Below are 21,501 nucleotides of genomic sequence, written 5' to 3' on the forward strand. Positions count from 1 at the left end.
GCCGGACGAAATCAGTTACGTGCTTTTCGGTAAAGGAACTGCCTTTGATGAAGTGGTGGACATCGAAGCTGTAGACGGCAGTGACGGATTTAAGATCGACAATAGTGGCAACGGTTTTTTAACCTTTGTCGGTACCATCGGCGACATCAACGGTGACGGCATTGACGATTGCTATTCTGAAAACAATATCATTTTTGGGTCCGAAGACCCTTTTTCAAGTTTTCTCCTTCAAAGTGATTTGGATGGAGACAATGGATTTGTCATTGAAAATTATGTACTCTGTGCGGCTCCCGCCGGAGATGTCAACGAGGATGGTATCGATGATTTGTATTTATCAGGCTCTCAAGCCAACTACATCATATTCGGAACCAAAGAAGGCTTCCCTTCATTGCTGGATCCCTCAACATTAGATGGCATAGATGGATTTCAACTCACGGGACTGAACAACGCAAACATTGGGCGACCCATGGATGCCGGAGATCTGAATAATGACGGGAAGGTTGATTTTTTTACCGATCATTGGTCAGCCCCTGGAAATGTGTACGCCATTTTTGGAGGGGACTATTTTCTGATGCCGTTAAATGATGGATACCCAAAAGCAGAAAATATTACCGATCAGGGGTTTGATATAATAGTCAGCACCCAGGAAAAAGGCACTGTACACTATGCACTTTTTACCAGCGATTATGCCACAGTAGTAGATCATGCGCGAATTTTAAGCGGAGAAGAATCCGTCAGTCATGGAAATTTTGAGGCAGCTACTGCTCATACGGAAATCACCAAGGTGTTGACTGGTCTTGATGCGGGCACTACTTACAAACTCTATCTGTTTTTTGAAGATGAAGTAGCACTCCAGGGTGAAATCCATCTGGTCGATAACATTCGAACTAAAGATGTACCTGAAACTGAAAGAGATGCACTTATTTCTTTATATACAAGTGCGGGAGGAAAAGACTGGACTGACAATACCCATTGGCTGACCGATGAGCCTGTGTCCACCTGGACAGGAATTACTACGTACGGCGGACATGTCACCGAAATAAACCTTTCTGGCAATAGTCTGTCGGGTACCATTCCAATACAATTGGAAGATCTTAAAGAGCTCACAACTCTCAACCTATCAGACAATAATCTTTCTGGAACCATTCCTGATTTGACAAGTCTTCCCAATTTTAATCAGCAGTTTCTCATTCAGAATAATGCTTTTCAGTTTGGAGACTTCGAAAATCAATTTGCGGCCTATGCATCCTCATTTGTTGTATTTACTTATAGTCCTCAGGCCAAAGTGGATGACGTCGAGACCGTGGAAAAAGCCCCTGGAGAGAGCGTAACCCTAACAACCATGGCTTCTGGCTCAGCCAATGAGTACCAATGGTATAAAAATGGAAATCTTATCCCGGGAGCCATATCTTCAAGCTTGGCACTAGAAAGTTTTAACACAGAAGATGCGGCAGAATATATGGTTCAGATTACCAGTACAATCGTAACCGGGCTCACGTTGGAAAGAAACGATATATCTCTTGTTGTTGGCGCGGACACTGAGGCGCCTTTAATTAATTGTCCTGAAAACCAGCAATTGGAATGCCACCAGACGCTTCCCGATTATACAGCACTGGCTGAAGCCAGTGATAATAAAGATGAAAACCCAGATATATCTCAGACCCCTATCGCAGGTAGTCCGTTTACGGATGGCATGGTGGTCACATTGACGGCCACAGACGCCAGCGGCAATCAAAGTACTTGCAGTCTGACAGTAGGCCTTTCTAATGCTCCTACCGTGTCCAACCCGTTAGCCGATCAAGTTATCCCGATGGACGAGGCCTATCAATCGGAAATACCAGTCAACACGTTTACGCAAACTGACACAAATGTAGTTGTGTGGTCAGCAACTTTAGAAGATGGCACAAGTCTCCCCGACTGGCTGAGTTTTAATTCTGACACGAGACAATTGTCTGGTATGCCAACCACGGAAGTTTCTATGGCCATTCAGGTCACTGCCACTTACCCGTGCAACTATATCCTTGCTGATGATTTTGGACTGAATACTGCTGATGAAGTTCTGGCGATTGATACCCCGGTTCTGGTTGGAGACTATTTGGCTTATCCAAACCCCGCCAACGACTTTCTGAAAATTAAACTCAATCATGATCTGAAGGGCGCCTATCAGATCTCTCTCATCAACCTCTCAGGAAAAGAGGTCTACCACAGTCAATTCACAAAGTCTAAGCAACATCATATACTTGAAATGAATGTAAAAGGTATACCGGCCGGCAGCTACATCTTGAAAATATCAAATAATGCAACCATAACAACAATGAATGTTCTTATTCGGTAACGAATTTGAGATTAATAACTAAGTGCATGCCTCAAAAGAGGTGTGCACTGTTATTATTTGACCAAAGTGTCCCCTCAGTTCGAGCATGCTGTGTATGCCAAATTTATTTGGCCAACAAACGAGTAGACTAAAGCATCAGGCTCACTAATCAATCACATTTAACATTTAATTCCTGATGGCTTGTCTTGCGACAGCGAGATTCCCGTCCTTATCTATTGGCACAGGTAAATATTTGTGCCTGTACGTGTTGGTTGGCATTGGTTTCTCTCATATGCTTCCTAGCTATTCGATATCGTGATTACAAAAAAACCAATACTTCTTAAATCAGCATGGATAGAATTATCTCCAGGACTTTCTGAATATGAGTTGATGGCATTATCGTTTTAGGAATAAAAAAACCTCCAACACTTGCGTATTGGAGGTTTGACCGTGGGCCCACCTGGGCTCGAACCAGGGACTTTCTGATTATGAGTCAGATACTCTAACCAACTGAGTTATAGGCCCTTCAAAATAGTCTGTTCGACTGCCTTGAATTTGGAGGTGCAATGTTACATATTTGCCCAAAATTACACAAACAAACAGGTGAATATCAAAACAATAATTTTTGATCTCGGTGGTGTTATTATTGATTTGGACTTCAATAAGACTCCTGAGGCATTCAGTCGACTCACTAGTTGGAAAACCGAAGACATTATTCCGCTTTATTTTGAACCTGGCCTCTTTCAGGATTACGAAAAAGGACTGATCTCCGATCAGGAATTAAGATCGGGTATCAACAGTTTGTTTGGTACAAATCTGACAGACCAGCAAATTGATGAAGCTTGGTGCGCCATGCTCGGCAGTGTGCCAAAAGCCAGGTTAGATTTTATGAATCAATTCCGTAAAGACTACAAAGTCATCGTGCTTAGCAATACCAACGCGATTCACGTAGATTCGTTTAACCAAACCATCCAAAGGGTTTCTGATAAAGACTCTCTGGAAGCTTTTGCGGATGAAGTATACTTTTCACATGAACTCCATATGAGAAAACCGGATTTGGAAATCTATGAGGAAGTATTGAAGCTATCCGGAATTTCGGCCGAACAAGCACTGTTTCTGGATGACACTCAAGCCAACCTGGATGGTGCGGCACAGCTCGGCATCCAAACCCTACTCATTACCCAACCAAATCATATTTTTAACTTAACAGCGCATGTTTAAGGATAAAGCAGAGAAAGTAAAGGTTATTCAGATCGGTTTGTTTGTGGTCACATTGATTGTAACCACCTTCGCCGGGGCTGAATGGATGACAGGTAAGTCATTGTTCTATGGTGAAAACACAATCACAAAAAACGAATTGCTCAACGGCTTGCAGTTTTCCATACCCTTTCTTTTCATTCTTACAGTTCATGAATTTGGCCATTATTTCATGGCCCAATACCACAAGGTGAAAGTGACGTTACCTTTCTACATACCCTTATGGCTAGGCTTTTTGCCAGGTTTTCCATCTCTGGGTTCTATGGGTGCTTTTATCAAAATTCAGGATATCATAGATAGTCGCAAGAAGTACTTTGATATTGGAATTGCAGGGCCCTTGGCTGGTTTTGTGGTAGCACTGTTGGTATTGTTTTATGCTTTTTTGAATTTACCGGAAAGGGAATCTATCTATGAGATTCATCCTGACTATGAAGCCTACGGCCTGGATTATGCGGAGCACGTTTATACGTACGAACATCATCTGAGCCGTCATCGTGATTTCTATCTCGAGGATCGAGTAAAAGATTCGCTGGCACACATTCAGACATACGGATCGACCTATAACTGGGGTTATCCAGATTTTGAGCCCCTCCCCGTATACTACAGTTCAGCCTTGGGCAATAATTTATTGTTCATTTTCCTCGAATACCTTCTGGTGTCTGATGAATCCAAAGTCCCAAATGCCTTTGAATTAGGCCACTACCCTTGGCTTTTTGCTGGGTTTTTAGCGCTCTTTTTTACTTCACTCAATTTACTTCCCATTGGACAGCTGGACGGAGGGCATATTCTGTATGGTTTAATTGGTTACAAGCAACACAAATTGGTCTCACAAGTCATATTTATTGGCTTCCTGTTCTATGCCGGGCTCGGCCTCGCCAACCCACATCGCTTATCCGACGGGCTTGTCCACGAAATCATCTATTTGGGTTTTTTATTCCTTTGCTTCACCAAATTTACTCCGCAAAACAAGGACCGGTTCACCTATGCCTTGGGGTTATTTTCAGCACAGATGGCACTGAATTTCTTTTACCCAATGCTAGAAGGTTATTCGGGATGGTTATTGTTTGCTTTTTTATTGGGTCGGGCACTTGGTATTTACCATCCACCGGTAATGATCGATCAGCCCTTAGATCTAAAAAGAAAAATATTGGGATGGGTCTCTCTGGGGATATTTGTTATTTCTTTCAGCCCAAAACCATTTGAAGTAATTGAGTTTCACAGCAACGAGGTCAAGTCCGAAACGCCAAGTATTCTGTCAGATATAAATCCTTCGCCATATTTCACCCGAATAGACATACCAAATTCACGCCCCCTGGCCTCAATTAATTCCATAAATTCAGGTGTTGAAATCAAGGTATTAGAGGAATCTCCATTGGGGTCAAAAAACTGAGATTTGAATGCTCTTACGGCCTCCATTCTGGTTTCCCAAAAGGCCGAAACATCTACCACAAAATCAGGTTTATGAAAGTCTGTTTGAATGTAGTGGTATAGGTTCTTGATATACCAATTTTGCTGCTGCGCTCCATCCAATTCGGTTTTTACATTTTTGAGCCCAGCCAAAAATGTTGCGCGTTTGACCACCTGAGCAGCTTTACCATGATCAGGGTGACGGTCGGCCAATGCATTTGCCAGAATCGTGTCCGGTTGATATTGCCGTATCTTCTGTACCACTCCCAACACGTGTTCATCATCATTTCTGAAAAATACATCCTGATATCTTAGATTCTCACGAATAATTAATCCCAGTATCTCACCTGCAGCCGCTGACTCTGTATCTCTAATCTCCGGGGTACCGCGGGTACCCATTTCTCCTCTGGTAAAATCTATTATTCCTACTTTTTTACCACTGGCAATCAATGATAGTATGGTTCCTCCACAGGACAGTTCTGCGTCGTCAGGGTGTGCGGCAAAAACAAGAACGTCTAATTTCATCTGTTTATAATTTGTTTCTATCAGTCAGGTAGAACTCTCAAGAAATCCAATTCTAATTAAGTAATACGAAGGCGTCGACCTACCCTCAAGATAGTACTTCTTCTAATCCCATTCAAACGGCAAATTTTATTAATAGATACACCATATCGATAACTAATATGACTCAGGGTATCCCCACTTCTCACGCGGTGATATCGAATCTTTCTGGCTTCAGTCAGATAAGAAAAAGTCTCCGGTGTTACGATAAGCGTTGTAGTTCGAATCGTATTATTGTCAAAATCAAAAACTTCTTTTGGGTTGAAGGCGTTGCCCTGGTAGCGTAGTTCAAAATGCAGATGAGCTCCAGTACTTCTTCCTGTGTTTCCTCCCAAGCCAATCACGTCTCCCGCCTTTACCATATCTCCGGGTTTAAGCAATCGTTTGCTCAAGTGACCGTAAAGTGTTTCCAGTCCGTTGTAATGCCTTATCAGGATGTAATGTCCGTAGCCATATCGATCATATCGAGCGAGACGGACAATTCCATCAAAGGCCGTACGTACAGAGTCCCCTATCTTTAAGCGTAAATCATCGCCATAGTGCCATCTCCACCTTCGTAGGCCAAAAGGAGAAGTTACCTCGGTTTTTGGAATTGGTAAAGACCAATCCAGAGAAGGGTTGTCAAATGTAAGTGAAAGGGCAAGAGTGTCTGCAAACTTTTCTCCATCAATTTCATAGGGATTCACCTTTGTCGTACTCCAAACGCTGTAGTATTCACGCAGGGTGACCCATACAGAATCTACCATCAGCTGCTCTGTCACCTGCACGGGCACGTCATAGGCCAGTACAACTTCAGCTGTGTCCTCATGTGCAAGGCTTAGCTCTCGCTGAAGAGATATTTCCTCTTCCATAGCCAGGCTATCCCAATAGGTATCTTCAATAACAAAGATATCCTCATCGATTTGGACAGTGGTGTCCTCAGGATTGATTGCAACTATTTCTTTGTTTTTAAACTTAAAAAAATCCTTCAGCTTTTTTTTCTGGCTGAAGGATTCTGTGACCATGCTCAATGACATCGTCAAAATGATAAGAATTAATCTTAGCATGAAATATTATTGTTCTACACTTTCAAATTCTTTGGCTGCCAAAAATCTTTCAGCATCCAAGGCACCCATACATCCGGTACCTGCGGCAGTTACTGCCTGGCGATAAACGCGATCTGCTGCATCACCGGTCACAAATACGCCTTCTACTTTGGTTTTTGATGTACCAGGTTCCACGATCAGATACCCCGCATCATCCATTTCTAAATAATCCTTGAAAATGGCAGTATTCGGTGTATGGCCAATGGCCACAAAAAATCCACTAATAGGAATTTCTCTCTTTTCACCTGTTACCGTATCGACCACTCGCATCGCCTCAACTTCATCTTTTCCTAATACCTCATCGGTGGAAGTATTCCAAAGCACTTCAATGTTTGGCGTATTCAGTACACGCTGCTGCATGATTTTAGAGGCACGCATTTCGTCTCTTCTGACCAACAAGTAAACCTTTGGACAAATATTAGCCAAATAGGTAGCTTCTTCAGCTGCGGTGTCACCACCACCAACTACGGCTACTTCTTTGCCCTTATAAAAGAATCCATCGCATACAGCACATGCGGACACACCGACGTTCAATAGTCTTTTCTCAGACTCTAGTCCTAAATACTTTGCACTCGCTCCTGTTGAAATAATTACAGCCTCAGCTGTGATCTCGTGTTTCTCATCTACGATGACTTTGTGAGGATAGCCCGAGAAGTCAACGGAAGTTGCCAAGCCAAAACGGATTTCAGTTTCAAATCTTTCCGCTTGTTTTTGCAAGTCAGTCATCATTTGAGGTCCATTTACTCCATCAGGATAACCCGGAAAGTTTTCTACATCATTAGTAGTTGTTAGCTGTCCGCCTGGCTCCCCTCCTGTGTACAATACAGGCTTTAATCCGGCTCTTGCTGCATATATAGCTGCGGTATAACCCGCTGGCCCTGAACCGATAATCAATACTTTTACATTCTCTTGAGTCATTATTTCAATACTTCTATTTAAAAATGATTTTGCAATTTAGCATGAAGCTAATCGACTATAAAACATTTGATACCAAAAAAAGTTTACACAGATAGATAATATTTATCTATATCGTCATAGGCTTAGGTTAAACAAAAAACCACGCCTTTCAGCGTGGTTTTTATCTATAATTTTAAGAGGCTGTTAATTAGCCTTCGCTTTTCTCAGGTTTTGGCAAAAGTGCTTTTCTAGACAATCTGAACTTACCTGTCTTCTTGTCAATTTCTATCAGCTTCACTTTTATTTCTTCGCCCACTTCCAGTACGCCTTCCATGTTTTCTACTCTCTCCCATTTGATTTCAGAGATATGCAACAAACCGTCTTTGCCTGGCATGAATTCGATAAACGCACCAAATGGCATGATCGATTTCACTTTGCCTTCATAAGTCTCTCCTACATCTGGCGTAGCCACAATGTTGTTGATTCTTCTCAAAGCCTCTTCCATGGCACCACCGTCAACAGCGAATACGTTCACGATTCCGTTTTTATCGTCTTCGCTCACAATCACGGTAGCACCAGATTCTTTTTGAATCTCCTGAATGATTTTACCACCCGGACCGATTAATGGACCGATCATTTCTTTCTCGATTTTGATGGTCTTAGATCTTGGTGCATGAGGTTTCATATCCTCTCTTGACTTGGTCATGGTCTTTCTCATTTCTCCAAGGATATGAGCTCTACCCGCCTTCGCTTGCATCAACGCTTCTGTCAATACTTCGTATGACAAACCATCTACTTTGATATCCATTTGGCAAGCAGTGATACCATTGTCGTTACCCGTTACTTTAAAATCCATATCTCCCAAGTGATCTTCATCACCCAAAATATCAGATAGGATCGCATATTTTCCAGTTTCAGGATCAGAGATCATGCCCATGGCAATACCAGATACAGGCGATTTCAAAGGAATACCTGCATCCATCAAAGCCAATGAACCAGCACATACTGTAGCCATAGAAGACGAACCGTTTGATTCCAAAATATCAGAAACCACACGAATGGTATAAGGATTGTCTTCAGCCTGTGGAAGCATCGGTTTGATGGCTCTCCAGGCCAGGTTACCATGACCTATTTCTCTTCTTCCAGGACCTCTGTTAGGTCTTGCTTCTCCCGTAGAGAATGCCGGGAAGTTGTAGTGCAAGAAGAACTTGTTATATCCTGAATGAACTGCTCCATCCACCATTTGCTCATCAAGCTTGGTACCTAAGGTTACACTTGTCAATGATTGAGTTTCACCTCTGGTGAATACTGCAGACCCATGTGCTGATGGCAAGTAGTCTACTTCTGACCAGATCGGTCTGATTTCGTCCAATTTACGGCCATCAAGTCTCAATCTAGTATCGAGGACACACTGTCTGATCGCTTCCTTTTCTACATCGTGGTAGTAGGTCGCAATCAATCCTTCGTTGTAAGATTCGCCTTCTGGCAATTCCGGAAGTGCTTCTTTGTAGGCATCAATAATCGTAGCAAATTTCTCCTTTCGGATTTCTTTGTTAGGATTACCTTCTTTAGCTACTGCATATACAGCATCAAAAGTCTTCGCTTTGATATCAGCTCTCAATTCTTCATCAGGAGCCTCTTCGTGATCATATTCTCTTTTCTCAGTCTTTCCAACTGCTTCGGTCAACTCGATCTGAAGTTTACATTGGTCAATGATCGCTTCATGACCCGCTTTGATAGCTTCAATCATAGTCTCTTCAGACACTTCGAGCAACTCACCTTCCACCATCATGATATCATCCTTAGTACCAGCGATAATCATATCTAGTGCGGCCCCCTCCAATTGAGTTTTCGTTGGGTTGATGATAAATTCACCATCCTTCTGAGTTACTCTTACTTCCGAAATAGGGCCTCCAAAAGGAATATCTGATACTGCCAATGCAGATGAAGCAGCAAATGCAGCTAAAGCATCTGGTAGATCATTCTCATCAACCGATATCAATGAAATAGCTACCTGTGTTTCAGCATGGTAATCGCTTGGAAACAAAGGTCTCAAAGCTCTGTCAACTAACCGACAAACCAAAACTTCGTTGTCGGACAGTCTCCCTTCTCTTTTCAAAAAGCCCCCCGGGATTTTTCCCGCTGCAGCAAATTTTTCCTGATAATCAACTGACATTGGAAGGAAATCAACTCCTTCTCTAGCTTCTTTATTGGACACTACTGTGGCTAATAACATGGTTTTACCCATTTTCACTACTACAGAACCATTAGCCTGCTTGGCTAATTTTCCGGTCTCTATAGTAATCTCTCTGCCGTCTTTTAATTTGACGGTCTTAGTTACTACGTTTAATGACATAAATAATTTTTTAAATTTTGACTAAAAATTGAGTGTGAGTGAGTGTCAAAATTTGAAATTAACGAGTGAGAAAGAACAAAAAAGGAAGCCTGTGATTGACTTCCTTTTGCGCATATTTTTATTTTCTTAATCCTAATTCAGCGATAATCGCTCTATATCTTTCGATATCACTTTTGTAAAGATAATCGAGAAGACTTCTCCTCTTTCCTACAAGCTTCAAAAGTCCCAACCTAGTAGAGTGGTCTTTTTTGTGTGACTTCAAATGATCTGTCAAGTGATTGATTCGGTAAGTAAAGAGAGCGATTTGAGATTCCGCAGAACCTGTATCCTTCTTAGACTTCAACCGACCATGATTCGCGAAAACCTCTTCTTTCTTATCTGTTGCTAAATACATGCTTAGTAAAAAGTTTAATTAATTATTTTTTTTCGAACGGCAAAATTAGGCATTCAATACTTTAAAACAAAGTTTTGAAGATTTATGATTTGTCATTTCTTCTTGACTGCCACCAGCCCCTTATATTTTCAATCCAAACACTATAAAAGTCCGCATCAAAAATCTTGGCGTCCTTGCGCGCTTGTTTGAGAAAAAATATGCCAACCGGAAATAATATAACATTAGCCATCCATGCGGCATAGAGTCCATCAACAACCCCACTTTTTGCCCATTTATCACCTACACTTGTAAGCACATAGAATATGATGAAAAAGAAGATCGAAATAATAACTGGAAACCCTAGCCCTCCTCGTTTGATTATCGCGCCTAAAGGGGCTCCTATCAAGAACATAGCTATACATGAAAAGGCCTGCGCATACTTTTTATATTTTTCCACTACATGAGAATCCAATGAAGTTTTCAAGCCCTTCATTCTGAGAACTGTACTATTTAGTGTGGATTTCACATTCCTGGCATTGCCCACAGCTCTGGAAAGCACCTGGTCTCTTACTCCCAATTTCTTATATATACTATCCATTTTGAATTTGACCACCGCTATCAAAGAGTCATTGGTAATCAGCAGATTATCAACTCGCAGTTTCTTTTTCTTCTTTCTTTCAGTCTGGCTATTCTTTGGTTTCAAATTCGCAGCGACTAATGCAGCAACTTTCCCCTTCTTAACATTCGACTTTTTCGATACTTTCAACTCGGAAGAAGTATCCTGTTTGGCATTTGCCAGCTCAGAAGGCTTAGACTCGCCGAGTATAGCCGGTATTGTATCCAGCTTCAATTGTTTTCTCAGCTCTTTGAGTGAATCAAGATATTCCTTTTTTTCAACCAGCTCAATTGGCGGCTCTATGTAACCACCTAAGTGTAATTTATAGGAACTTGCAATAGTAGCATATACCTTGAATTTAGAATCGAGTATGGAACTACTCATGGAATCTATACTCTGAGTCAGTGCCTTGATTCCTTTCATGTATCGGTTGTCTGCAAATAAACTCTCGTCGGTATCGTTCAAGTCAAAAGAAGCCAAACTGAATACCAGATCCATATTGGCAAATTTGGTGCGCACAAATTGACTGATTTCATCTTTGCCCCTTCTCCCTGATTTTTTCTTTTCTTCTTCTATATAATGGTTCCCATTATATAGGTCCATTTTAAGATATCGGTCGCCCATAAAGGAATACATTCTGCATGAATCAGCAATAATCACTCTTTTGTTTCCATCCCCAGCCGTATGATCGTATATAATTATATCTTTGATAGATACCCCATCCGGGTATTTTTTACTGATTTTTATACTGTATTTAGGTATACCATTATAAAACTGTCCCTCTCTGAGATCTAATGACGGTTTGGTTTGTTTGATATCATAAAGTAAGCTAAACGCACGCAAATTGGCTGTTGGGACCACCTGATCACTCAATACAAAGGCACCAATGGCCAGCATGACACAGAAAACGAAAGCGGGTAGTATGATGCGCAGCAAAGAGATCCCCGAACCTTTGATAGCAGTAAGTTCAAAGTGTTCACCAAGTTTGCCATAAGTCATCAATGATGATATCAGTACCGCCAGCGGTAAAGCCATGGGCATCTGGTTGATACTAAAATACCCCATCAGTTCGGCCAACACCATAAAACCCAGGTTCTTTCCTATGAAATCATCAAAATACTTCATCATATAGACTAAAAGAAGTATAAAGACCGCAACGAGAAACGTGACTATGAATGGCCCGATAAAAGATTTCAGAATAAGTTTATCGAGTTTTTTCATGCGGAATAAAACATATAGATGAATGAGTAATTCAAAGTACCTGGATAATATTAATCATATTTGTAGAACCGCGGAATTTAGTGCGTTTGGCAAAATCAACCACAATCCATAACAGAATAACTAAAAACAATAATGCTGCCACAAAAAATATCCTTTTAGACTTATTCATTGACTTCTATATTTCGTATAGCCGATTGTACAGAGTGGAGCAAATTTCACATTAATAAATGATAATATAAAGGGAATCTCAGATTGTCGGACAATTTAGCCATACGGAAAATTATTCATATAGATATGGATGCCTTTTATGCTTCCGTAGAACAAAGAGATAATCCTGATTTAAAAGGCAAACCTGTTGCCGTAGGAGGCAGTAAGTCGAGAGGTGTGGTAGCCGCGGCTTCCTACGAGGCTAGAAAATTTGGCGTTCGTTCGGCCATGCCTTCGGTCACCGCTTATCGCAAATGTCCTGATATTGTCTTCGTCAAACCTCGGTTTGATGTTTATAAGGAAGTTTCGCAAGTCATTAGAGGTATTTTCTTTGAATATACCGACCTAGTAGAGCCCCTGTCCTTAGATGAAGCCTATTTGGATGTAACTAATAATAAAATCGGCCTTCCGTCTGCAACACTTATCGCCCAGGAGATTCGAAAGAAAATATTCGAATCTACTCAACTGACATGTTCTGCTGGAATCTCAATTAATAAATTTCTAGCCAAAACCGCCTCAGATATCAATAAACCGGATGGCATGAAGCTCATCAAACCAGAAGAGGCGGTTGATTTTATTGAAAAATTGAAGGTTAAGGATTTTTTTGGCGTCGGTAAAGTTACGGCTGACAAAATGAGGAGAATGGGAATTCATACAGGAGCAGATCTAAAAAGTAAGTCACTTGGGTTTCTCAGTAAAAATTTCGGTAAAAGCGGCTCCTACTATTTCAACATTTGCAGAGGCATAGATGATAGACCGGTCAACCCTAACCGAATCAGAAAGTCAGTGAGTATTGAAAACACATTCGACAATGATCTAACAGACGTGATCGAGGTAGAAACGGAGCTACAGACTCTGGCGGAAGGATTGGAAAAACGCTTATTAAACAATACCATCCAGGGCAAGACGGTCAATATCAAAATAAAATACTCAGACTTCGAACAAGTAACTCGTAGTAAAACCTCCACGCAATGGTTAGGCAAAAGTTCTGAAATAGAACCTCTTTGGAAAGAAATCATACGAGACAAACAATTGGTTGAAAAACCCATTCGACTGTTGGGTCTGGGGCTGTCCAATCTAAATAGTGAGGAAAATGAAACTCAGGGCCTACAACTTACACTTGAATTTTGATCCAAGCTTAACTTACTTTGAGGTTTTTTGAGCCAAATGAGCTTGTGAGCTCTCAAAATCTTCTGGTGTATCAATGTCGTTCCAATAGTAGCCCACCACTTCAATGACACGTGCCTTTTTCTCTGCAGCTAAATGAGTAACCAAGTTAGATATTGATAGTTTCTGATTGGTGGCGATGTGATCGAGCACGTCAAACACATCCTTTTTTACGTAAAAAAGGCCTGTATCATAATAATTATAGCCTTCAATTTCTTTACCAATTCTATTGATATAGTCATCAGCATCAACTTTGGTTACATCTTCCAAATCTATGTGCTCATTGTGCTTACCAGGGATATCAACTGCAAGCTTCAGGAATGCACCTTTATCAAATATGAGTTTGGTTTTCAGGTCATTGAGAAATGCCTCTTCATAATAATGATCGGCCATGGTAAAGAAAAATTCTTCATCTCCGAGCTCATGCACCCAATCTTTGGCAGCATAAAGTGAATAACCATTCTCAAGTTCAAACTTTTCATTATAGATGGTCGTGATATTCGCATCATACTTCTGACGAATCTCATCACATATCTCCTCCAAGGCTGGTCTGTGAAATCCAGTAATTACGGCAAAATCTGTGACGCCTATCTTCTGAAACTGGTCTATGTGGCGTTCCATAAGGCTTTGACCACCAACGGTCAACGCGGATTTGGGTTGCCCATAATTCAAACGTAAGTTTTTGCCAGCAGCGAGTATTACACAAACCATATAGTGATTGTAATCAGTTGATAGGAATGCGCAATGTTAGCGAATTATGAACGATTAATTATGGAATTTGTGATGAAATTAGGCTGATTCCTGAGTGGCAAATTGGAATTCTAATTGCTTCACAAAGTCTTCGTCCATGAATTTTTGCGCCAGCATCACAATTGCGATTGGTACCAATTTAATCAGACAAACGATAAGGTACAGATCAAAACGCCCCATGATGCTAAACAGCATAATTAAAGTGCGGTGCGTATTGGTTCCACCCACGAGTGCCCACCAAAACATAATTGGATTAAATGTTGATCTGTATTTTTCTATAAATCTCTCTCGGTTACCATTATTGAAAGCCGCATCTTCATAAATGTCTCTCATTTCCTCAGTCCGAGTAACCAGCATCCATTGTCTTTTTGTATAATCGATTTCTAAAGAGCGGAAGAATTTGTTCCAAAATCCAGTTTCATCAGCGACTTGAGGAAGCTCTCCTACTTTCTTCACTTTAGAGCTTTTGGATCCAGCTACATAGTACAAAAATTCGCTTTTGTAAAAGTCATAGATTTGAGAAGTGAAGATATGAGACACCACACCCGCCGGGATGGCTAAAAGAAATATCGACCAACCCATCTCTCCTTGCACATAATAAGCACATGCGGCCAGGTAACAGGTAATAAAAATAGCACTATCAATAAAGCCGTCTATAAATCGTCCCAGCTCCGTAGATTGCCCTGTCATTCTTGCAAGTTGACCATCCGCACTATCCAGTACTCCAGCTATAGTTATCAATATTGAGGCCCAAACCGTAATTACCCAACTGTCTTGGTAGAATAGCATATATCCACCGGCCACGCCAACAATCAGACTGATGATAGATACCTGGGTAGGAGTCATATTAAGGAACTTACCCAACTTGGCAAAGTATAAACCAAAAAACCGACTAAACGCGAGATCAAATCGCTCTTCGATATCAATAAGCTTAATAGTGGATTGAACTTCTGCGTTGTGATTCTTGAAGTGGCTCCTTATGCTACGTAACATTTAATGCGTATTAGTGTTGTCAATTCGGTCAATTGAACGCTGACTTCCTTTGCGGCTGCAAATTTAGACAAAATCTGCAACTTTTAGCTCTACCTCTATACGTCGGACTTTTGAAAAAGATATTTCATATTTATTACCGACGCCACTACATGACAAAGCTTGCTGATACCAGCGAACAGTAGTGGGACAAGGTAACTGCGTTTACCCCCCAAACTTTTTTTCAAAAAACTATTCGCAATATCTGGTTGTAATATTTTCCCAATAAAATCTTGGACTATTTCTTGATTTTCAGTAATCATTACTACTTCTTCTTCAAAGTAATAGCTGATAAAATCAAAGTTGCTGCTACCACAGATCAGCTTTTTCCCATCTATAAGGATAGCCTTCAGGTGTGACATCCTTCCCTGGTATTCATAGAAATTAAAATAACCCTTCATCAGTTCATTGGTCAGAATGGCTTTGAATATATTCTTATTATTGATCCCCGGAGAGACGATATCTAATCGTACGTCATCACCTTTATGATTTCTAGTATAACTGAGTAGTGGATCAGACACATAAGGAGAAAAGATTTGTATTGACTCTTTAGCTTCGTCTATATTTTTGAAAATGTCCTTGTAAATGTCCCTGCTGCGATAGCCATCCAGATAATACATTTTGGTATCGCCTAATTCATTGACGGTAGATTGATCATCTTCTGTGACAGATCTGTGAAAGTCATTGGAAAGCGATTGTACCATCTCTTCACTATTCATCTCGATCATCATATCATGCCACTCAAAATTGTGTTCGCAAAAATTGAGACCTCCTATGAAGGAGACTTTTTCGTCTATCACAACCATTTTCTTATGATTCCGATGCGGGTATTTCAAAAACAAGAAGCCTAACGGATTGGTATACTTTACTTTGATACCATGCGCTTTGGCTTTTTCGATAATGGCAGCAGTGTTTTTAACCTCCTCTCTGAAAGCCTCGTCCCTAAAATATGCCCCACTATAAATGAATTGGTCATTGATCACAAACTTAGAATATGAATCCAGACACAACTGAATGTCTTTGGCTGGCGAAGCCATCAATGTATCAATCAGCCATTCGCCTACAGAATCGCCCTCAAATGACATGGCCTGAATGTAAATACTCTTTTGTGCCTGAGCAGCTAATACTTCAAATCGCTCTTTGAAAGCATCTGAATCTACCAATACCTGTCCGGTCATTCTTCTATTTGTGTTTCAAATTTGAAAGTGGCAAAATTAGCTTAAAAGCTCAATTCCTCCTGACTTGCAATGTACAATTGCCAAAAAATGATAACTAATGCTTGAGACTCTTCAAAATATTGTTTTTTTGCGTCTTCAATTAAGTATCCCATTTTTCTATGAAGATAGCTCAAGTATGTCCGTATGACTGGTCTCGACCTGGAGGTGTAAAAGCACACATTGAAAACCTGGCTATTTACCTTCGAAAGATGGGGCATGAGGTGAAGATAATTGCGCCCAATGTAAATGCAGAATCCATAAGCGACTCCAATGTGAAACTCATTGGCAAAGGAAGAAGCACCAATCTTTGGGGTGGAACTGAGATCGACATCAACATCGCTAAAGGAGAGGAAGTAGAAGAGCTCAAGCGCTACCTCAATGAAGAAGCCTTCGACCTGCTGCACTTTCACAATGGCTGGACTCCGTTCATGACCTATCAGGTTAGATATTATTCCAAAGCCAAACATGTAGGCACCTTTCATGACACGCCAGCAGATAACTTCCTTGCACAAAAATTTGTTGGCCCAATTCTGATGCCTTTGGCAGCAAGTCTGGTTTGGAAAGTGGCGGATCATATGATATCGGTGTCGGAATCTCAGGCCAGGTATGTTAAATCCTTCTTATCTAAGAATCCAACCATCATTCCTAACGGTATCAACCCTGAACAATTCAATACGTCATTTGAACCCATCGAAGAATATCAGGATGGTAAATTCAACCTGTTATTTCTTGGGAGGTTCGAAGAACGCAAGGGCTTGTTTTATGCACTTAAAGCATATAGAACACTTAAAGCTAAATATCCGGAAATCAGACTGCTCATTGCTGGAGATGGCGAACAAAAACAAGAGGCGTTGGATTTTGTAGCCGAAAACAAGCTTGACGATGTCATATTTCTAGGGTTCATCGATGAAGAGATCAAAGCTAATCTCATTCGGACGGCTGATATTCTTTTGGCGACTGCCATTTATGGAGAAAGCTTCGGTATTGTATTGCTTGAGGCCATGGCCTGTGGTACATCGGTTGCCGGGTTTGGCAATGAAGGATATCTCAACGTGATTAAGTCTCCCTGGGATGAGTACTTCCCAACTCCCAGAGATTTACAAGCACTCACCGATAAAATCGAGAAGCTCTATCTAAACGAAGATATCCGAAAAGAAATGTCCGAATGGGGTATTGCCGAAGCTAAAACCTATGAGTGGGAACATATTACCAATCAGGTTTTTGAGGTGTATGATGAGGTGATGGCGCGGTAACGGGATCAATGAGTCAATGGTCTAATGATTTAAGGTTTTAATGGTTTGATGATTCATTACTTCATTATCCAATTATAACATTGAATCATTGTAACACTAAATCATTGTTTCATTTCGCCGAGCGAACTAGTCTATTTTTCTAATATCCCTTTCAAATCAGCAGGAGAATAATTAATTGATTTCAAGGTCTTGTTGTCTTCCGTCCTGTAAACCAAAAAGAGTCCGTCAGCTTTCTTAATATAGCTATCGGTTCCTTTGTTTTCTTTGTAGTGCTTGACTGTGGCTTCTGCCTCTTCCATAGTCTTGCAAGCTTTGCTCATGTTGGATCGCTGCACTTCATTGAAAAGCTCTACGAATTTATTCCCCAAACCAAATTCCAAAACTGCTCCTGACAGTACATACTGAATATCACATAACGCATCCGCTACTTCTACCAAATCATTTTGATCAATGGCTTCTTGCAGCTCTTTCAACTCTTCAGAGATCAACTCCACTCTTAAAGCACATCTTTTGGCATCAGGAATGGCGGGCGCATCTACCACCGGATGCTTAAATGTATTGTGAAAGGCGGCTACCTGATTGAGCGAATCTATTTTCTCCATGGGACTAATTATTGATTTGAAAAACGAAAGCTCGAAATTCTTCATTCGAACTTTAAATCCCAAGCGCGAGCGTAACTATCTTGGTTCAAGCTGCACAATGATACAATGAATTAAGGATTTAATGATTCAATGCCTCAGTTAAGCAAGGATTTAATGATCTAATGGTTTAATGCCTCATTAATTCATTAGCTCATTGTATCATTCACTCATTGTCTCATTGCTCCTCCTTCTTCCTGGATTCGTTGCGAATGGCCAATGACAGAAAATATACAAATCCACCAACGACTATGCCCAGAATCAATACCATTCCTACTATTGCTGAAGTACTCATTTTTTAGCTGCGAATTTGTTGTACAAAAATTTATTCATAAAAAATCCTATGAGCATAACTCCGACCCATTGTGTGAGTATAGATGCATTACTGTAGACATCAAAGAAATTCCAATTGCCATTGGCATCGAACCACGGATATTCACTGTAGCCCTGTGAAAGCCACCAATAGATGAGGAACAACGCCAAAACAATATTTCCGCTCATGCATATGACGAAATAATTGGTTGACACTTTGAAATCCGAATCTTCATCAACCATCTCTTCCTTGAATTTCTTTGCCCCGGACTTGACTACGGCGAACAAAATAAATAGGCCTGTAACAATCAGTCCCACGCCCCAAACCCAATCCTGATTACTAAAGAAATCAAGAGAATAAGCCGAAGGAAAGCCAAAAATGATAAAGAATATAATTACTCGAATCATGGCACTCTTTCGATTAAACCCAAGGTCATTCAGGTTTCTGGTAAATAATTCAATCATAGCCAAAAGCGAGCTAAAAGCCGCTAAGAAGAGGGCCGCGAAAAAAATCAATGATAAAATACCTCCTCCCTGAAAAGTGGAAAACAATTTAGGAATAATTGTAAATGTCAGTGCTTGATTACCTGTCTGCAAGTAAGCTACTGCACCTTCAGAAGACGGTGCCAAGGCAAATACTGCCGGTAATATGGCCATACCTGCCAACAATGAGGCCGTGTTATTTCCAAAGGCACTGATAAAAGTATTTAGCGTGACCTCTTCATTTTTTCTCGAGTAAGAAGAAAGTGTCATCATCAGTCCCCAGCCGGCTCCTGTGGACCAAGCCGATTGTGTCAAAGCTTCTATCCATATTCTCGAATTGGAGAAGTCTTCCCAATTGACGGAAAACATATACTCCAGGCCAAGGACACCATTTTCCATATTTAAGGCGATGCTTGCTATGATCAGTAGTAGTATAAACAGACTGGGTATCAATATACGATTCGCTTTTTCCAGGCCTTTTTGTATGCCTTTTGAAAGTACAAATACACCAAGAAGTACGTTAAATATGTATAATCCAATAGTTGTCCAATTGCCATTGGAAATAGACATCCAGAACTGATTGAGATATTCCGGATTCTCAGAAAGTGTTTCTCCTAGTGTCTGAGTAGAGAATAGGTTGCCCAATGAAAACCCAAAGTAGCGGAGGGCCCAAGCTGTAACAATAGAGTAATAAAAGGCGATACCCAATGTGCAAATCGTGACAAAAAAACCCATCCAGGTATACTTTTCGCCAGCAAGTTGAGCATAGGAACCAATTACTCCTCTCTTAAATTTTTTACCAATGGAAAACTCTGCCAGAAGTAGTGGAATAGACCAGATGAATAAGAAAACTATCCAGAGAAGGATAAAGGTACCTCCATACTGCCCGGCTAATCTGGGAAAGCGCCAAAGATTACCAGCGCCTATGGCCATGCCCAGAGAGGCTAAGACTATACCCCAGCGATTACTAAACTGATCTGTTTGACTCATATTTGGTTGTTGTTTTCACAAAACGATGCGATTTCTGTCCGATCAGTTTTGTTACGATCGCCAATATTATGTAAAAAATGGACAGAAAAAAAGAATAGTTATATCTGCGGGGTATTGGTAAAAATAGTATCAAAAAAAGAGGCCTTCATACGAAGGCCTCTACCAATTCATATAATTAATTTACTCGTCAAATTTTTACGAGCTCTAAATTCAATCTCACATCTACGTCCTCTCCTACCACAAGACTTCCCGTATCCAGGGTATCGTCCCATTTTAATTTGAAGTCAAAGCGATTGATAGTGAAGTTGGCCTTGAATCCACTGATAGTTTTGTCACCCATACTGATCATACCACTATAGGTGGCAGGAAAAGTTATTTTCTTACTTACATCTCTAATGGTCAATGTTCCGGTAACCTCATATTGATCATCAGCTGTTTTCTTAAAGGATTCGCTCACAAAAGTCATTTGAGGAAATTGATTAGCATTGAAAAAATCGTCTTCTTTCAAGTGTTTATCTCTAGTTAGATTTTCTGTCGAAACACTTCCTACTTCAACCTTTGCGTCAACCTTCGCACCTTCAAAAGAGTTCTTTTTAGACTCGAGTTCACAGCTAAATTCCGTGAATTTTCCGGTCACTGTCGATATCGCCAGATGTGACACCTCAAACTGAATCGAAGAATGCGCCGGATCAGCTTTCCAACGAGTTTGAGACTGGACGGAATAGACTATGAAAATCGATAATAGTAATAGAAAGGCTCTTCTCATGTTGGTTAATGTTTGTTTGACTTAATATAATCATTTTTAAAATCATAACCTATGAAAAATATGCTATGTTTGGAATTTGATAAACACCCTTACAGATATGAAGGCCACGCGCTATATTCACCTTTTTGCACTCATTTTACTGGGTTGTTCTACTCCAAAAACCAATGAAGAGTCGAGCAATGAAACTAAGGAAACCGTCACTCCTCAACCAGATCACTTCATACAAGCCACTGATGGGAGTTATTATCTATTGGAGGATTTAGTCGGCAAACGAGTCTTTATCAATTATTGGGCCACCTGGTGCAAGCCTTGCATTGCAGAAATGCCAGACATACAAGCCGCTGCAGAAATCCTTAAGGAAGAGAACTATGTATTCTTCCTTGTGTCAGATCAAGACATGGACAAAATCAAAAAATTCGAAACCGAAAAAGGTTTTAATTTGACTTTTGCTAAACTCAATGGGAATATTCAGGACCTGAATATTCAGTCACTTCCAACTACTGTCATTTACGACACGAGTGGTAAGCGCGTTCGCAAAATTGCGGGTGCAGTAAAGTGGGACAGCGAAGATATGCTTACCAGCTTAAGAGAAGTAGAATAAT

The 21,501-nt window shown here is 40.7% G+C and carries 18 protein-coding genes, 1 tRNA gene and 1 pseudogene; 6 read left to right on the forward strand and 14 right to left on the reverse strand.

Annotated elements, in window-relative coordinates; all coding sequences use genetic code 11:
- A partial coding sequence (locus ABJD64_RS17325; RefSeq protein WP_348181615.1) for a T9SS type A sorting domain-containing protein occupies window positions 1-2,335 on the forward strand: 2,335 nt, incomplete at its 5' end.
- Window positions 2,336-2,765: 430 nt separating this feature from the next.
- Here the strand turns inward: ABJD64_RS17325 and ABJD64_RS17330 are convergent.
- Window positions 2,766-2,839 (reverse strand) — tRNA-Ile (locus tag ABJD64_RS17330).
- Between the two features lie 78 nt (window positions 2,840-2,917).
- Here ABJD64_RS17330 and ABJD64_RS17335 point away from each other — a divergent pair.
- Entirely contained in the window at window positions 2,918-3,535 is a 618-nt protein-coding gene (locus tag ABJD64_RS17335; RefSeq protein ID WP_348181616.1) for an HAD family phosphatase, read from the forward strand.
- A gap of 85 nt (window positions 3,536-3,620) precedes the next feature.
- Window positions 3,621-4,391, forward strand: a pseudogene (locus ABJD64_RS17340) (site-2 protease family protein); the annotation flags it as partial.
- 395 nt (window positions 4,392-4,786) lie between these two features.
- On the opposite strand, the gene bshB1 reads toward ABJD64_RS17340, so the two are convergent.
- The 6 genes from bshB1 to ABJD64_RS17370 all read right to left on the reverse strand — a co-directional run bounded on the left by bshB1 (window position 4,787) and on the right by ABJD64_RS17370 (window position 12,087).
- The gene (gene bshB1, locus ABJD64_RS17345) at window positions 4,787-5,503 is read right to left on the reverse strand and encodes a bacillithiol biosynthesis deacetylase BshB1 (RefSeq protein WP_348181617.1); all 717 of its coding nucleotides are present in this window, start codon (window positions 5,501-5,503) and stop codon (window positions 4,787-4,789) included.
- Between the two features lie 56 nt (window positions 5,504-5,559).
- Window positions 5,560-6,585, reverse strand: coding sequence for a M23 family metallopeptidase (locus tag ABJD64_RS17350; RefSeq protein ID WP_348181618.1), 1,026 nt, complete (start codon window positions 6,583-6,585; stop codon window positions 5,560-5,562).
- Between the two features lie 6 nt (window positions 6,586-6,591).
- Window positions 6,592-7,542: a thioredoxin-disulfide reductase gene (gene trxB / locus ABJD64_RS17355; protein ID WP_348181620.1), complete on the reverse strand. Its 951-nt coding sequence runs from the start codon at window positions 7,540-7,542 to the stop codon at window positions 6,592-6,594.
- Window positions 7,543-7,729: 187 nt separating this feature from the next.
- Window positions 7,730-9,877: a polyribonucleotide nucleotidyltransferase gene (gene pnp, locus ABJD64_RS17360; protein WP_348181621.1), complete on the reverse strand. Its 2,148-nt coding sequence runs from the start codon at window positions 9,875-9,877 to the stop codon at window positions 7,730-7,732.
- A 118-nt stretch (window positions 9,878-9,995) separates the two neighbouring features.
- Window positions 9,996-10,271, reverse strand: a complete 276-nt coding sequence (rpsO, locus tag ABJD64_RS17365; protein WP_348181622.1) for a 30S ribosomal protein S15 — start codon at window positions 10,269-10,271, stop codon at window positions 9,996-9,998.
- Between the two features lie 82 nt (window positions 10,272-10,353).
- Window positions 10,354-12,087: an LptF/LptG family permease gene (locus ABJD64_RS17370; RefSeq protein WP_348181623.1), complete on the reverse strand. Its 1,734-nt coding sequence runs from the start codon at window positions 12,085-12,087 to the stop codon at window positions 10,354-10,356.
- A 252-nt stretch (window positions 12,088-12,339) separates the two neighbouring features.
- Here ABJD64_RS17370 and dinB point away from each other — a divergent pair, with 252 nt between their 5' ends.
- Window positions 12,340-13,425: a DNA polymerase IV gene (gene dinB, locus ABJD64_RS17375; RefSeq protein WP_348181624.1), complete on the forward strand. Its 1,086-nt coding sequence runs from the start codon at window positions 12,340-12,342 to the stop codon at window positions 13,423-13,425.
- 12 nt (window positions 13,426-13,437) lie between these two features.
- Here the strand turns inward: dinB and ABJD64_RS17380 are convergent, their stop codons facing one another.
- From ABJD64_RS17380 to ABJD64_RS17390, 3 genes are all read right to left on the reverse strand, one after another.
- On the reverse strand, window positions 13,438-14,172 hold the full coding sequence (locus ABJD64_RS17380; protein WP_348181625.1) for an NTP transferase domain-containing protein: 735 nt from the start codon (window positions 14,170-14,172) through the stop codon (window positions 13,438-13,440).
- Window positions 14,173-14,250: 78 nt separating this feature from the next.
- The gene (locus ABJD64_RS17385; RefSeq protein WP_348181626.1) at window positions 14,251-15,204 is read right to left on the reverse strand and encodes a CDP-alcohol phosphatidyltransferase family protein; all 954 of its coding nucleotides are present in this window, start codon (window positions 15,202-15,204) and stop codon (window positions 14,251-14,253) included.
- A 95-nt stretch (window positions 15,205-15,299) separates the two neighbouring features.
- The gene (locus ABJD64_RS17390; protein WP_348181627.1) at window positions 15,300-16,418 is read right to left on the reverse strand and encodes a phosphatidylserine/phosphatidylglycerophosphate/cardiolipin synthase family protein; all 1,119 of its coding nucleotides are present in this window, start codon (window positions 16,416-16,418) and stop codon (window positions 15,300-15,302) included.
- A gap of 158 nt (window positions 16,419-16,576) precedes the next feature.
- Here ABJD64_RS17390 and ABJD64_RS17395 point away from each other — a divergent pair, with 158 nt between their 5' ends.
- Window positions 16,577-17,710 carry a glycosyltransferase family 4 protein gene (locus ABJD64_RS17395; protein WP_348181629.1) on the forward strand — a complete coding sequence of 378 codons (1,134 nt, stop codon included), beginning with the start codon at window positions 16,577-16,579 and terminating at the stop codon, window positions 17,708-17,710.
- Window positions 17,711-17,841: 131 nt separating this feature from the next.
- Here the strand turns inward: ABJD64_RS17395 and ABJD64_RS17400 are convergent, their stop codons facing one another.
- The 4 genes from ABJD64_RS17400 to ABJD64_RS17415 all read right to left on the reverse strand — a co-directional run bounded on the left by ABJD64_RS17400 (window position 17,842) and on the right by ABJD64_RS17415 (window position 20,899).
- Window positions 17,842-18,312 carry a nucleoside triphosphate pyrophosphohydrolase family protein gene (locus ABJD64_RS17400; RefSeq protein ID WP_348181630.1) on the reverse strand — a complete coding sequence of 157 codons (471 nt, stop codon included), beginning with the start codon at window positions 18,310-18,312 and terminating at the stop codon, window positions 17,842-17,844.
- A gap of 214 nt (window positions 18,313-18,526) precedes the next feature.
- Window positions 18,527-18,643, reverse strand: coding sequence for a MetS family NSS transporter small subunit (locus tag ABJD64_RS17405; RefSeq protein ID WP_348181631.1), 117 nt, complete (start codon window positions 18,641-18,643; stop codon window positions 18,527-18,529).
- Window positions 18,640-20,133 carry a sodium-dependent transporter gene (locus ABJD64_RS17410; RefSeq protein ID WP_348181632.1) on the reverse strand — a complete coding sequence of 498 codons (1,494 nt, stop codon included), beginning with the start codon at window positions 20,131-20,133 and terminating at the stop codon, window positions 18,640-18,642. Before ABJD64_RS17410 ends, ABJD64_RS17405 begins: the two co-directional genes overlap by 4 nt.
- Window positions 20,134-20,320: 187 nt before the next feature.
- Window positions 20,321-20,899: a YceI family protein gene (locus ABJD64_RS17415; protein WP_348181633.1), complete on the reverse strand. Its 579-nt coding sequence runs from the start codon at window positions 20,897-20,899 to the stop codon at window positions 20,321-20,323.
- Between the two features lie 97 nt (window positions 20,900-20,996).
- Here ABJD64_RS17415 and ABJD64_RS17420 point away from each other — a divergent pair, with 97 nt between their 5' ends.
- On the forward strand, window positions 20,997-21,500 hold the full coding sequence (locus ABJD64_RS17420) for a TlpA disulfide reductase family protein (RefSeq protein ID WP_348181634.1): 504 nt from the start codon (window positions 20,997-20,999) through the stop codon (window positions 21,498-21,500).
- Window position 21,501 lies beyond the last annotated feature (1 nt).

The sequence above is a fragment of the Reichenbachiella sp. genome (assembly GCF_039944555.1).
Classification (GTDB): domain Bacteria; phylum Bacteroidota; class Bacteroidia; order Cytophagales; family Cyclobacteriaceae; genus Reichenbachiella.

What these genes read in the sequence shown, in the direction of transcription:
- ABJD64_RS17420 (WP_348181634.1), top strand. Translation starts at nt 20,997, where the DNA reads ATGAAGGCCACGCGCTATATTCACCTTTTTGCACTCATTTTACTGGGT.
- rpsO (WP_348181622.1), bottom strand. Translation starts at nt 10,271, where the DNA reads ATGTATTTAGCAACAGATAAGAAAGAAGAGGTTTTCGCGAATCATGGT.
- ABJD64_RS17410 (WP_348181632.1), bottom strand. Translation starts at nt 20,133, where the DNA reads ATGAGTCAAACAGATCAGTTTAGTAATCGCTGGGGTATAGTCTTAGCC.
- ABJD64_RS17380 (WP_348181625.1), bottom strand. Translation starts at nt 14,172, where the DNA reads ATGGTTTGTGTAATACTCGCTGCTGGCAAAAACTTACGTTTGAATTAT.
- bshB1 (WP_348181617.1), bottom strand. Translation starts at nt 5,503, where the DNA reads ATGAAATTAGACGTTCTTGTTTTTGCCGCACACCCTGACGACGCAGAA.
- ABJD64_RS17385 (WP_348181626.1), bottom strand. Translation starts at nt 15,204, where the DNA reads ATGTTACGTAGCATAAGGAGCCACTTCAAGAATCACAACGCAGAAGTT.
- pnp (WP_348181621.1), bottom strand. Translation starts at nt 9,877, where the DNA reads ATGTCATTAAACGTAGTAACTAAGACCGTCAAATTAAAAGACGGCAGA.
- ABJD64_RS17370 (WP_348181623.1), bottom strand. Translation starts at nt 12,087, where the DNA reads ATGAAAAAACTCGATAAACTTATTCTGAAATCTTTTATCGGGCCATTC.
- ABJD64_RS17405 (WP_348181631.1), bottom strand. Translation starts at nt 18,643, where the DNA reads ATGAGTACTTCAGCAATAGTAGGAATGGTATTGATTCTGGGCATAGTC.
- ABJD64_RS17350 (WP_348181618.1), bottom strand. Translation starts at nt 6,585, where the DNA reads ATGCTAAGATTAATTCTTATCATTTTGACGATGTCATTGAGCATGGTC.
- ABJD64_RS17415 (WP_348181633.1), bottom strand. Translation starts at nt 20,899, where the DNA reads ATGAGAAGAGCCTTTCTATTACTATTATCGATTTTCATAGTCTATTCC.
- ABJD64_RS17400 (WP_348181630.1), bottom strand. Translation starts at nt 18,312, where the DNA reads ATGGAGAAAATAGATTCGCTCAATCAGGTAGCCGCCTTTCACAATACA.
- ABJD64_RS17395 (WP_348181629.1), top strand. Translation starts at nt 16,577, where the DNA reads ATGAAGATAGCTCAAGTATGTCCGTATGACTGGTCTCGACCTGGAGGT.
- trxB (WP_348181620.1), bottom strand. Translation starts at nt 7,542, where the DNA reads ATGACTCAAGAGAATGTAAAAGTATTGATTATCGGTTCAGGGCCAGCG.
- ABJD64_RS17390 (WP_348181627.1), bottom strand. Translation starts at nt 16,418, where the DNA reads ATGACCGGACAGGTATTGGTAGATTCAGATGCTTTCAAAGAGCGATTT.